The organism is Exiguobacterium sp. B2(2022), from assembly GCF_028823655.1.
GTDB classification, from domain to species: Bacteria; Bacillota; Bacilli; order Exiguobacteriales; family Exiguobacteriaceae; genus Exiguobacterium; species Exiguobacterium aestuarii_A.
Genome location: NZ_JAPEHX010000019.1, coordinates 30,941 through 43,668 on the forward strand (window position 1 = coordinate 30,941; position 12,728 = coordinate 43,668).

The following is a 12,728-nucleotide window of genomic DNA, read 5'->3' on the forward strand; positions in this document are numbered from 1 at the left end:
ATCTTTACAAACAGATTGTTCGTGCTTTCTACTTGCATTTTTGTACAGGAGCGGTATACTAAAGGTGTAATTTTAGAAAATAACAATTTTATATTTCATTTTGTCGTCTGTAGGTATGGTTTATCATTATTCTACACATTGGGAGGTTATCCAATGAAAGGCTCAACAGATCGGATGTTAACGCGCATCAAGTCCATTTATTTGTTCATCAATGAAAGGGAGACAGTTACCACTTCAGAACTAGTAGAAGAGTTCGGTATTACGTCGCGCACTGTGCAACGTGATTTGAACGTGCTTGAGTACAATAATCTTGTGGAGAGCCCTAGCCGTGGCACGTGGACTTCATCGAAACGTTCACTCAAGACGGCAAATTGAAACGTATATGTAGATTCAAGAGACCTGACATTCAGGTCTCTTTTTTATGAAAGAAGGTCTTGTGGTTTTGGGTTGTATCAAATGTTCAAGATGAGGTGATGATGTGAAAGAAGAAATAATGAAGTACATAGATAATCATTTTCCAAACCTATCTGGAGAAGTCCATCTAAGATTCGAACTCGGCGAACCGTATAAAAACGGAACGGATGAGAGAATAGAGCAAGTGGTGAAAAGAGTGACTACATTGTTTGAGGAAGTGTTTCAATCTGATGATTACATCCATATCTTTATCAAGGATTGGAACGAAACAGAGGACATCATGTTCGGGAATACCACTCCCGAATATTTGTATGGTTTATTCATGAAGCAACAGATTGAAGAAGAAACGTTATTCGAATTAGATGAAGATATAGACGAAAAAACAGGGGAAATTATAAAAATCAAACATGAATATAAAGCGAAATTTGTATCCTCGCAGATAAAGTCAATCTCTTACGAGAAAATCCTTAGAGGTATAGGAAATTACGAGCAAGGAAGAGAACCTTCTATTGGACAAACGGTATACTTTATAAGCACTGAAAAGAACATCGTTTTTCATATGTATGATGATCGAGGTTGTACCTTAAGTTCAAATGAAGTTGAACCATTAGTCCCTTTATATCACAAATACAACGACTGGTTAGTTAACTATTGGCGTGCTGATTTTGATGCCATTTTCAAAAAGATATGATCGAAAATTAGAGCTTTTTATACAAAAAGAGAATCCGCCCAATTGGACAGATTCCCTCTCACCTCTTTAATTATTGAAGAAACAATTGAACCTCTTCTTCCGTCAACTCACGATATGCCCCGAGCTCGAGCGTCTCATCGAGTTCAAGCTCCCCGATTTGTACACGCTCTAATCGCTCGACGTGTTTGCCTACCGCCGCGACCATTCGTTTCACTTGATGATATTTCCCTTCAGACAACGTGAGACGGATGACAGAGCGACGCCCGCTCCGACTCAAAATCTCGAGTCGGGCCGGCTTCGTCGTATATCCATCCTCTAATTCGACGCCGTTCGCAAACGTTTTGATGTCCTCAGCCGTCATCTCCCCATCGACTTCAGCAATATACACTTTGTCGACATGTTTACGTGGTGACATGAGCGCATGGTTGAACGCGCCGTCGTTCGTTATGAGGAGAAGTCCCGTCGTATCTTTATCGAGCCGTCCGACCGGGAAAAGGTCGTAATGGGCATACTCCGGATCAATTAACTCGATGACTGTCGTCTCGACTTGATCTTCCGTCGCACTGATGACCCCTTCAGGCTTGTTCATCATGAAATAGATGAATGGACGATATTCAACGACTTCCCCGAACACCGTGACTCGCTCTGATTCTGGGTTAACGTGTCGTTTCGCATCTTTTACAGGTGCATCATCGACTCGTACTGCCCCTTGTTTTAATAGGATTTTTACATCTTTTCGTGACCCATATCCCATGTTCGATAGCAATTTATCAATTCGCATTATCCGTTCCTCCGATATTCAAAGCGTTTCCCTAATAATTTCCCTGCAAGATGGCTGCGCCAGCCGAGATATCCGTATACGAGAATCCCGACGATGACACCGACGATTGTCGCAAAGATGTCATTTCCCCAACTCGCTTCTTCTTGCAACGTGACGAGAAGAGAAAGGTAAACAGCCGCAAACATCGCCGCCCCCATCAAGAACATCAAGATGGTCCGACGAAGCAATTGCTTATACGGGAAGTGAAGAGAGCGCTGAATCATCCATACCATGAGCACGATCGCCACAATGTATCCAGCAATCGTCGCATAACCCGCCCCGATGCCACCGAGCCAATAGACGAACGGCACGTTCAGGGCGAGTTTCGCCAATAGCCCCATCGATGTAGCAAAGATGGTGAAGTACTGACGGTTAATCCCTTGGAGGATCGCAGCCGCAACCGAGTAATAGGCTAAGAAGAAAGCACTCGGTGCATAATGAAGTAAATACACCCAGCCTTCACGGTCTCCCGGGAACAACGTCCCAAACAATGGTTCCGCGAGAGCCACGAGACCAATGACAGCAGGAATCGTCACGAAGAACGAAACTTGGAAAATATGGTTGACCTGATTTCGTACCTTCAGCATATCTCCTGTCGTGAAGGAACGAGTCACGAGCGGGATTGTCGCCATCGAGACACTCGCCGCAATCGACACAGGGATCAATACAATTTTATGTGCGTTTCCGGTTAAGAATCCATAAGCTGAAGTCGCTTCGGATACGGTCGCACCCGAACTGAGTAACGTATTGACCATCGTCAACTGATCAATCAGCTGATAGAGAGGGGTCGATACCCCGACCATCACGATTGGGATCGAGTAACTGAGCAACTCGAGTAACAACGACTTCATCGAACGGACAGGTGTGCCCGCTGGATTATCCGTCTGACGATGGATGTCTTTTCGACGCTTCCAATACATCATGAGTACGACGAAACTACCGATCGCCCCAACAAAAGCACTAAACGTCGCAATCGTGACGGCAATGACTTTCAATCCATTCAGTTCAGTCGTCTCGACGGATTGCGTCCCTCCAAGAGCGTTCGCGATTGGTCGAATGAAGTCAGAGTCCGCAAAGACGAACAAGACAAGCATCGTCCCGCTGAGAAGAAATAGAATGCGTACAATCTGTTCGACGACTTGTGAGATTGCCGTTGGAGCCATGTCTTGATGTCCTTGGAAATAACCACGAACCATACTCATCGCTGGGATGAGTAGTAACGCAAAACTGACGCTTCTCGTCACGAGTGTGAGCGAGTCAATGTATTGCTGATTGTTCTCCGAATTTCGGACCATCAGCTCGGATAGCCATGGTGCCGCAAAAAAGAGTAATAAAAAAGCGACGACACCGGTCGCAAGCATCAGCTTCATTCCTTGTCGGAACAATCGTTGACTCGTTCCGTATTCCCCTAGCGCATTATATTTGGCGATAAATTTCGAGACGGCAACAGGAATCCCTGCCGTCGATATGGAGATCATGATTGCGTAATACGTATAAGCCGCTTGATACAACGTCACTCCGGCAATCCCGACCATCGCTTGGAACGGGAATGTGTACAACAGCCCTAACATCCGGGAAATCAAGTTTCCCGCCGATAAAAGAAGCGTTCCTTTGACGAAGGAGGCTCTTCCAGAATCTTGTTTGGCGCTTGATGACATGAGGCACCTCCATCTATAAATCAACTATTCATATGAATTCGGTTTTACAAAACAACCGCTTCTCATTATACTCTTACTGTTACGGATAATAAAGTTACGATAATTTTACTAATCATATAGATGAAGAAATGAGGAGATTTTACATGAAAGATGTCATCGTCATCGGCGGAGGTCCAAGCGGACTTATGGCAACGTATGCAGCTGCAAAGAGCGGCGCATCGACCTTGTTGATTGATAAAGGGTCTAAACTCGGTCGGAAATTAGCGATTTCAGGTGGAGGGCGTTGTAATGTCACGAACCGAAAACCAATCGATGAATTGATTCAGTTCATCCCTGGGAATGGCCGCTTTTTATATAGCGCCCTCGCCCAGTTCGATAACCAATCCATCATCGACCTCTTTACAGGATTTGGCATCCCGCTAAAAGAAGAGGACAACGGGCGAATGTTCCCTGTAACGGATAAGGCACAGGACGTGGTCAACACGTTGCTTCGCGCAATCGAAGACCTCGGTGTCGAGATTCGAAAAAAGGCAGAAGTCAAAACGCTACATTTTAATGAAGAAAATGAGTTTCACGCGGTCGAGTTGATGGACGGTGAAATGATTGAAGCGAAAGCTTGTGTCGTCGCGGTCGGTGGACAATCTGTTCCTCATACAGGTTCAACAGGTGACGGCTATCCATGGGCACAAAAAGCTGGGCATACGATTACGGAGCTATTCCCGACAGAAGTGCCAATCAAATTGAATGATTCATTCATCGGAACGAAACAACTTCAAGGATTATCGTTACGTGACGTCGCGTTGACGGTGCACGGCAAAAAAGGAAAAGCGATCAAGACGCACCAAGGTGACATGATCTTTACCCATTTCGGGATCTCGGGTCCGATCGCGCTCCGTTGCAGTCAGTACACAATCAAAGAACGGAAACGCAGCAAAGAACAAGTCGTACTCTTGTCACTCGACTTCTTCCCGGACACATCACGAGATGCGCTCGTCCAAGAATTGTGGAATCAAGTACAGAGCCAACCGAAGCGTGCCGTCAAAAACGTATGGAAAGGCTATATCCCCGAGCGACTTCTTGACTTGTTATTAGAAGAGCTCGCATTTGGAGAAGAAGATGCGAGTCAGTTGAAGAAGCAATCCGTCATTGATTTCGCAACGCGTCTAAAAATGTTCGAGATGCACGCCGTCGGGACACTCGACTTTGACAAAGCGTTCGTCACAGGTGGTGGTGTTTCGGTTAAGGAAGTTGCGCCACAGACGATGATGTCAAAGAAGGCGCCAGGTCTATTCTTTGCCGGTGAAGTGCTCGACATTCATGGATACACAGGTGGCTACAACATCACGGCCGCCTTCACAACTGGACATTGTGCCGGATCGCACGCAGCTGAACTGGCGACAGAGCGGTAAAGGATTCGGCCCAACGCATCGTCTGCGTTCTATCGTGATCACTAACAATTAAAAGGCTTGATCCTGTATCATTCAGGGTCAAGCCTTTTAACATTCTTTTTCAACTTAATTTTCCAATTCCATCACATCTCGATATTTGTATCCTTCTAAAATTTCATGACCTTCTTTGAACGTCCATTCGGAAATCGACAGCTCTGGGTGCGCCGTCAAATAGTCATGGAGCACATCTCTCCCTAGAATATAGTTACTCCAACGTGGCATATCCTTTTGATAATTACCGACTACAAAATCGGTGTGGGACGTTTCATAATCATTCACTCGGCTCGCGATATGTTCCATGGTCGCATCATCGATTGGTACATACCATGGTGGCGTTACCCCTTTGACAATGCGGTCGGCAAACGTATCGGCTTTCCCTTCAATGATGACAGAATCAAGAATTGTATTAAGACGGAACTCAGGTTGATCATAAAGAATCAGATGATGATACTCATGAGCCGTCGAATGGGCTAGCACACCTTTGTCAAAATCTGTATCGAGAAACAAGATGAAGGTATCATTATAGGCTTGGCCGGCCACACCTTCCAACGCTTCACTATCGTAGAAGAATTCAGGATTGTAAGGGGCAACAAACACCATACCCTTCTTTTTAGGAAGGATTTGATTTGAATCGATATATGTTGATGTAATAATCTCATTAATCTCGTCATGCCGCTCGATTAATGCGTCCAACTGCTTCAGCAATTGTTGCTTATGAGGAGTCGGCTTTAGTAAAAAATTTGTTTTGATGAGGGATGTATCGATCTTTTCTTCCTTTCCGACCTCTCCTATGTAATCTAGTACGTATTTTTTGAAGTTTTGTTTGTTCTCCTCCGCATCGGTTGTTTCAAGGGATGCATTCAAATATTGTTGGTATTGGGTGTAAAGTGGAACGATTGTCAATTCATTCTCTTCGTTGATTTTTATCGTTTCGATTGAAACGTCAGGCTCAGACGTTTTAGATTCTGACGTTTTTTCATCATTGCTACATGATGCTAACAGAAGTACTGAACTACAACATAGAATACCGAATAATTTTTTCAGCTGAATGACCTCCATCTCAATGATTAATATTCATCGTTCGCTTGCTTATGTTAAATTATACCATTAATTACTCTCATGACCTTCCTAATCTCATCTAATACCATGATGTCATTATGACCTTCACAACAAAAAACGACTCAAACCCTTTCTAATGAGGGCTCAAGCCGTTTGTGATTATTCTTTCCCTGCGATTTGACGACGCACTTCTTTTTCGAGCTCCGGCTCCGGTGGCATCCAACCTTCAGGTTTCATGACTTTATTGTCCGATTCGCGTAAGATCGGTTTCCCGTCCGGTCCAAGCTTCGCCATATTGGCACGCTGGACGATTTCAAACAACGGCACCGGATCAAGTCCAAGTTCAACGAAACTGCCCATCACAAAATATAGCGCGTCCGTTAACGCATCCCCTTGACCGACGAGACGTTCCACATCATCTGACGGTGGTGCGTCTTGTAATGATTTTTGGACCGCTTTTTGGAATCCTTCTTGGAATTGCTCGATGGCCTGTAAGAACTCTTCTTCTGTCTGTGACGATTGGTGTAAAAATTCAACGACCGCTTCCTCTGCCGTCCAAACTGATCGTTTCGTCGCACGATCAAGTGTCAACGGTTGCGGAGATTTTGCTCCTGGATGTCCGAAAGTCTCGTGGAATTGTTTCACTTCTTCAAAAAAGTAACGTTTGCTCATCTGTCTTTCCCCCATTGTTAGTCCACAGAGACGAAAGCATCCAAATCAAATACTTCCGGGTGGACGATTGCAAAGATTTCATTGTCTTGTAAAAACATGCCGGTCGAGTCATACACGCGAGGTGTCACCATCTGACCGTTGATAGTACCTTCTTCCGGGTTGACCGTATAGAGGACGAGTTCTTCCGAGTCGAGCACGTATATTCGGCCTTGTCGCTCGACAAGCCCAACGCCTTCGAATCGCTCAAACTTTTGCTGGATTGAGGCGCTCATCCCGTCAGCCGATAACGCTTGACGCGAATCGAGCATCCATTCCGTTTCCGATTCTTTTTCCTCGACTGCCTCATCTGGCGTATCCTGCTCATTCTCAGGTGCCTCTTCTTCCGCAGCGGCCGTCTCACTAGAGACATTGTCATTCGTCGAGACATTTTCTGTCGTCGCTTCTTCTGTTGATTCTTCAGTGCCTTCAACATTATCATCAGATTCTGTCGATTCTTCTGACTCGTTTTCCGCAGGCACTTCCGGCTCGATTTCACGCTCTTCAATATAGAGGAGCTCAAGGTCCGGCGTGTCTGCTAATCGATTCATCATGAAGAGACGATTCGATTCTCGGTCATAGCCGAGACCAAAGATTCGGTCTTCCGATACGAGACCTTTGATTTGTTTACGTGGTCGTTCGACCCAGCGTCCTTCTTCCCGCTCAATTGTGATGAGTGTCCCGTTTGCAGTCACCGCATATACTAGGTTCTCTTCGACCATCCGCATCCCGATAAAATCATCGAGTCGCGCCTGTCCCGTATTTTCGAGTTGAAGCACTGAGTTGACGCGTGTGCCGTTCCCGCTCACTTCGAAAAATTCAGCCTGCTCGGTAAGCACGAGATAAGCCCCAATCGTATCGCTGTAGTACACTTCATCGATTTGGTTGATTTGCTCGAGCGCATCGGTCGTATCAATATCTTCGTCATCTTGTGCTGCCTCCACAGGTGGGAGGGATGCCGTTTGATGACTCGTTTGAATGTCGATTTTTTCAAATGTCGAGGCGACCTGCCGCTGAATCTCTTCATCAGAGAAGACAAAGACATAGCAAAGGATCACACCGACCACGACAGCACATAGTGTCGTGTATAGCACATAAGAACGTTTCATGGACATGTCGTCCCCTTCTACTTCAGTATCGCCCTTTAGTGTATCAAAACCGACCGTAAAAGAAAATGACCTCACCAAAAAGAAAAGAATGTGCGACAATGTCACACATTCTTTTAATTATCCCACTACAATATTGACGAGTTTTCCAGGAACGACAATGACTTTACGAACCGTCTTGCCTTCTGTGAACTCTTGGACACGCTCGTTGCCGAGTGCCTCCGCTTCAAGCGCTTCTTTTGATGCGTCACGCGAAACGTGCATTTTCGCACGAAGTTTCCCGTTTACTTGAATGACGACTTCAATCGTGTCACTCACAAGTTTTGACTCATCGTACGTCGGCCAAGCCGCATACGTCAACTCTTCCGTCATGCCCATCTTCTCCCACAACTCTTCAGACAAGTGTGGAGCGACAGGTGAAAGCATCTTGATGAAGTCGACCATTTGCGATTTTGGCAACGTCTCTTGCTTATTCGCTTCATTGACAAAGACCATCAACTGCGAGATTGCTGTGTTGAAGCGAAGTGCTTCATAGTCTTCAGTGACTTTTTTCACCGTCTGATGATACGTACGTTCAAAGTCGGCAGTCGGTGCCACATCCGCAAAGTTCGTTTGATCGAACAAACGCCATACGCGGTCGAGGAAGCGACGTGCCCCGTCAAGACCATTCGTTGACCATGCGATTGCCGCGTCAAGTGGCCCCATGAACATTTCATAAAGACGGAGTGTATCCGCCCCGTGTGATTTCACGATATCATCTGGGTTGACGACGTTCCCACGAGATTTCGACATCTTCTCGTTGTTCTCACCAAGGATCATGCCTTGGTTGTACAATTTTTGGAACGGCTCGTTCGTCGGAACGACACCGATATCGTAAAGGACTTTATGCCAGAAACGTGCATAGAGCAAGTGAAGAACGGCATGTTCCGTACCACCGATATACAAGTCGACTGGAAGCCAACGCTTGAGTTTTTCAGGGTCCGCAATCATTTCTTCGTTATCTGGATCGATGTAACGGATGTAGTACCAGCAGCTACCTGCCCATTGTGGCATCGTGTTCGTCTCGCGACGACCTTTTTCCCCCGTGACAGGATCTGTGTACGTCAACCACTCTTCTGCGTTCGCGAGTGGCGACTCACCTGTACCAGATGGTTTGATTTCATCGATGATTGGAAGTTCGAGCGGAAGCTCTTCGACCGGTACCGTCTTCATCGTTCCGTCTTCCATGTGGACGACTGGAATCGGCTCGCCCCAGTAACGTTGACGGCTGAACAACCAGTCACGAAGACGGTATGTCGTCTTCGCACGACCCGTACCCGCAGCTTCAAGTTCTTCAATAATCGTCTTGATCGCATCGGCTTTATTGAGTCCGTTCAAGCTACCTGAGTTGACGTGCTCCCCGTCTTCGACATAAGCCGCCTCTTCCAAGTTTCCACCTTTGACGACTTCACGAATCGGGAGGTCGAACGTTTTCGCAAACTCATAATCACGCTCATCGTGCCCAGGAACGGCCATGACTGCACCTGTCCCGTATGTCGAGAGGACATAGTCTGCTGTCCAAATCGGAAGTTTCTCACCGTTTACCGGGTTGATCGCATAAGCGCCCGTGAAGACTCCTGTCTTCTCTTTCGCAAGGTCTGTACGCTCAAGGTCCGTCTTCTTCGAAACTTCCTCGATGTAAGCCTCAACTGCTGTTGATTGTTCAGGTGTTGTGATCACTTTTGTGAACGGATGCTCCGGTGCGAGCGTCACATATGTCGCTCCGTGAAGTGTGTCCGGACGTGTCGTGAAGACCGTGACAATCTTGTCGTGACCGTCGACCTTGAAATCGACCTCGGCACCGACTGATTTCCCGATCCAGTTGCGTTGCATCTCTTTTACGCTCTCTGGCCAGTCAAGATCTTCCAAGTCTTCAAGCAAACGCTCCGCGTATTCTGTGATGCGAAGCACCCACTGTTTCATCGGGACACGGTATACCGGGTGGTTCCCACGCTCTGACAAGCCGTCGATGACTTCTTCGTTCGCAAGGACCGTACCGAGTGCAGGGCACCAGTTAACGGCAACTTCGTCGACGTATGCGAGGTCACGCTCGAACAATTGCGTGAAAATCCATTGTGTCCATTTATAATATTTCGGGTCCGTCGTACTGATTTCACGGGCCCAGTCATACGAGAAACCAAGTTCTTTCAACTGACGGCGGAACGTCTCGATGTTACGCGCTGTGAATTCGCGTGGGTCATTCCCTGTGTCGAGTGCGTATTGTTCGGCAGGAAGACCGAACGCATCCCAGCCGATCGGGTGGAGGACATTATATCCTTGCATCCGCTTCATACGGGCGATGATATCCGTCGCCGTGTAACCTTCCGGGTGACCAACGTGAAGGCCAGCACCTGATGGGTACGGGAACATATCGAGGACGTAGAAACAATCCTTCTCCGGGTCTTCTGTCGTTTTGAATGCGTCTTTCTCTTCCCAACGCTTTTGCCATTTCGGCTCGATTTCTTGATGTTTAAAATAGCTCAACATTCTTCCTCCTCTGCATAATAAAAAGCCTTCCGTCCCCGAAAATGGGACGAAAGGCTTGAAAGCTCTCCGCGGTACCACCCATGTTGCATTGCTGCCACTTGAGACGCCGATAACGAGGCGTAACCCCGGTTTTCCCTACTCGGTTCAGGAAAACAGCTCCAAGGCGAGTTCACGACCTCCATTTATCGATTCACACCAACCATCGACTCTCTTTGAAACGGAACGTTCGCTACTAATCCTCTTCATCGCTTGCTATTCATCGTAGTCTATTTTAGCCCATTCTGAAATTCAACGTCAACTTGAAGTTTTCAAGCTTTGACTTGTTTCTGCGTCGAAATGGTTTTAACAGCGAAGAACGCAATCAACCCAAATCCTACTTTATTGATCAAGTCTGCCACGTTGTATATCAATTCGCGCACGAGTTGAACTTCGATCCCTGTAGCGAACAACGTCACAGCATAGCCGATTGGGTAAATCGCCCATCCAATCAAAATGAAGAGACGCATGTTGAGCAATGCTTTTCGAATAGGTGGAGGTGAAGACTCAGCCGCCTTCGTGACATTCGTGAAGAGCAAGTAAATAATATAAATCCAAGCGATACAACCGACAAGATATCCCCAAAGTCCAAGTTGCGTAAAGCCACCGTTCAAGTTAATCGATGACTCACCGAGATACCCAGCTACAATCATGATGATATCTGCGATAATCAACTTCGTTAATAATCCAGTCTTCATCTTTCCTTGCAAACTAAGAAGTAGCGGGAACTTAATCAATAGTAACGGTGTCGTCACGAGCCAATCGATGTACCGAATCTCCGTCGGAAATCCTGTGATTTCCGACAGCAATCCAGAATCTCCGACTGCGTCTTTCATAAAGTAATAGTGAATCGCTGCCACAAACGTAACAAGTGCCGCAACAGTCGCGACCGAACGGTATTCAGGATCAAGACTGCTCCGTTCAACTAGAAAATATAATGTCGCTGCCGCCATTCCTACAAAACCAACCCAAAACATATACTGCGTTGCCAACACGAGTAAATTGACTTCCTCGTTCATCATACCCATCCCCTTTACCTCAGAGCTGACCGACAACAAACATATGTGGTTGAAAGGATCCTTCATCTAAATTTTATCTACGAAAGTCAATAAGACGAAGGTTTAAATCTGTAGAGAATATGCGAAACGTCACGAACTTTGAACATTTAATGAACGAATACGTAAAAAGACAATATTAGCCGTAATGATCAGCAAAATAATCAACGTAAATACTGCGTTCATCCCGAACGCATCGAATAATAAGCCCGAGAATGTCGGTCCAATCATCCGACCGACAGATGCTGCAATATTGACGAGCCCTTGATACTGTCCCGCCTTACCAGGAGGGGCAAGTTTCGCAGCAATCGTCGGGACTGCTGGCCAGACGAACATTTCCCCGATTGTCATGACGACCATCGCGACCATGAACATGCCAAATCCGCCTGCGAACGGCACGATCAAGAAAGCACCGAGGAAAATCGAGGCTCCGATAATCAGTTGACGTTTTAAGTCATCCTCAAACTGTCGCAATACACGGTTGAGTAACGGCTGTGCGAATACGATCATCGCCCCGTTCACCGTCCAAAGCAGTGAATACTGGCTGATTGTGACACCAAGGTCTTTTGAATGAACGGCGATTGTCCCTTGCCACTGTACGTAAACGAACCAAAGCACGGCGTAACCGACTGCGACATACCACATCGACTTCATCGTTGCGCTCGAGAGCGTCGTGGCAGCTGCCTCTAACTGTGATTGAACGACAGGACGTGCCGGGTTTTTCAGGTAGCGAAGTCCAAATAAAAGGACCACGACAAATAAGACCGACAAGAAGAAGTTTGCATAAAAGATCCATTCGATGTTAAAGCGCGCGATTTGACCACTCATGGCCGTACCGAGTGCGACACCTACGTTTTGCGCAACGTAAATCGCGTTAAACGAACGGCGTCCACCTTCTGGCCAGATGAGTCCCGCAAACGCGTAAACGGTCGGAAAGACGAGTCCACCTGAGAACCCAATCATACCAAGCCATACCAAATAGCCGAAGAACGTGGCGTGGAACAGTAAAAATCCGAGTGAGCTCGCAAGCAACAAACCGACAGAAATCATGAGCGTCATCTTTCCACCGATTCGGTCGAATAATGTCCCTCCGATGTAGTTTCCGACGATTGCGAGTGCGGAGTTCACAAGAAGTGCCACCCCAGCAAGTGTCATCGACTCACCTAAAAAATCATGAATATACAGTGTGTTAAATGGCCATAAAAAA

General features: G+C 46.6%; 11 protein-coding genes and 1 other annotated feature. Of the genes, 3 read left to right on the forward strand and 8 right to left on the reverse strand.

Annotation, left to right across the window (positions count from 1 at the left end; all coding sequences use genetic code 11):
- The first annotated feature begins 153 nt into the window (after positions 1-153).
- Both ON063_RS05400 and ON063_RS05405 read left to right on the forward strand, forming a co-directional pair.
- Complete coding sequence (locus ON063_RS05400; protein ID WP_074033475.1) at positions 154-375, forward strand: DeoR family transcriptional regulator; 222 nt, start codon at positions 154-156, stop codon at positions 373-375.
- Between the two features lie 103 nt (positions 376-478).
- Positions 479-1,105 carry a DUF3885 domain-containing protein gene (locus tag ON063_RS05405; RefSeq protein ID WP_274664482.1) on the forward strand — a complete coding sequence of 209 codons (627 nt, stop codon included), beginning with the start codon at positions 479-481 and terminating at the stop codon, positions 1,103-1,105.
- A 70-nt stretch (positions 1,106-1,175) separates the two neighbouring features.
- Here the strand turns inward: ON063_RS05405 and ON063_RS05410 are convergent, their stop codons facing one another.
- Together ON063_RS05410 and ON063_RS05415 are read right to left on the reverse strand one after the other, a co-directional pair.
- Positions 1,176-1,886, reverse strand: coding sequence for a pseudouridine synthase (locus tag ON063_RS05410; protein ID WP_274664483.1), 711 nt, complete (start codon positions 1,884-1,886; stop codon positions 1,176-1,178).
- The gene (locus ON063_RS05415; protein ID WP_214693358.1) at positions 1,886-3,583 is read right to left on the reverse strand and encodes a putative polysaccharide biosynthesis protein; all 1,698 of its coding nucleotides are present in this window, start codon (positions 3,581-3,583) and stop codon (positions 1,886-1,888) included. The genes ON063_RS05410 and ON063_RS05415 overlap by 1 nt, the downstream gene beginning before the upstream one ends.
- A gap of 143 nt (positions 3,584-3,726) precedes the next feature.
- Between ON063_RS05415 and ON063_RS05420 the strand changes: the two genes are divergently transcribed.
- Complete coding sequence (locus tag ON063_RS05420) at positions 3,727-4,992, forward strand: NAD(P)/FAD-dependent oxidoreductase (protein ID WP_214693360.1); 1,266 nt, start codon at positions 3,727-3,729, stop codon at positions 4,990-4,992.
- 105 nt (positions 4,993-5,097) lie between these two features.
- On the opposite strand, the gene ON063_RS05425 is transcribed toward ON063_RS05420, so the two are convergent.
- From ON063_RS05425 to ON063_RS05450, 6 genes are all read right to left on the reverse strand, one after another.
- Entirely contained in the window at positions 5,098-5,934 is an 837-nt protein-coding gene (locus ON063_RS05425; protein WP_274664484.1) for a DUF2268 domain-containing protein, read from the reverse strand.
- Positions 5,935-6,249: 315 nt separating this feature from the next.
- Positions 6,250-6,762: a hypothetical protein gene (locus tag ON063_RS05430; protein ID WP_214693364.1), complete on the reverse strand. Its 513-nt coding sequence runs from the start codon at positions 6,760-6,762 to the stop codon at positions 6,250-6,252.
- Between the two features lie 17 nt (positions 6,763-6,779).
- A complete protein-coding gene (locus ON063_RS05435) occupies positions 6,780-7,907 on the reverse strand; it encodes a hypothetical protein (protein WP_274664485.1) in 1,128 nt (375 codons plus the stop codon).
- Between the two features lie 117 nt (positions 7,908-8,024).
- Positions 8,025-10,430 (reverse strand): leucine--tRNA ligase, encoded by a 2,406-nt coding sequence (gene leuS / locus ON063_RS05440; protein WP_274664486.1) that lies wholly within the window; start codon positions 10,428-10,430, stop codon positions 8,025-8,027.
- A 39-nt stretch (positions 10,431-10,469) separates the two neighbouring features.
- Positions 10,470-10,685, reverse strand: a binding site (T-box leader).
- Between the two features lie 53 nt (positions 10,686-10,738).
- Positions 10,739-11,485 carry a bacteriorhodopsin-like gene (locus tag ON063_RS05445; RefSeq protein ID WP_274664487.1) on the reverse strand — a complete coding sequence of 249 codons (747 nt, stop codon included), beginning with the start codon at positions 11,483-11,485 and terminating at the stop codon, positions 10,739-10,741.
- A 129-nt stretch (positions 11,486-11,614) separates the two neighbouring features.
- The coding region (locus ON063_RS05450; RefSeq protein WP_274664488.1) for an MFS transporter at positions 11,615-12,728 on the reverse strand (1,114 nt) is incomplete at its 5' end.